Source organism: Pseudomonas sp. SIMBA_041, from assembly GCF_046535095.1.
Taxonomy (GTDB): domain Bacteria; phylum Pseudomonadota; class Gammaproteobacteria; order Pseudomonadales; family Pseudomonadaceae; genus Aquipseudomonas; species Aquipseudomonas mucoides.
In genome coordinates, this window is record NZ_JAWRXJ010000707.1 from 1 (window position 1) to 249 (window position 249).

Here is a 249-nt window from a genome sequence, read left to right on the forward strand (position 1 = left end):
GGTGCTCGGTATTGGACTGGGCCTATTTCTAAACTACTCAGGATTGAACGGCGAAGGTGGCTTTGTTAATACTTATATCACCAACGGCTTCCTTGCCATTGTTGGTAAACTATTTGTCAACTCGCTAAAAATGTTGGTCGTACCTTTGGTGCTTATCTCACTGATTTGCGGTGTATGCGGTATTGGTGATATTCGCCTACTTGGACGTATTGGTACCAAAACGTTCATTATTTATATGATAACCACTGC

Annotated in this window: 1 protein-coding gene; it reads left to right on the forward strand. The window is 42.2% G+C overall.

The features are described 5' to 3' along the window. Positions 1–249 (forward strand): cation:dicarboxylate symporter family transporter (locus tag SB725_RS32935; protein WP_410923665.1); only part of this gene is annotated, 249 nt, incomplete at both ends.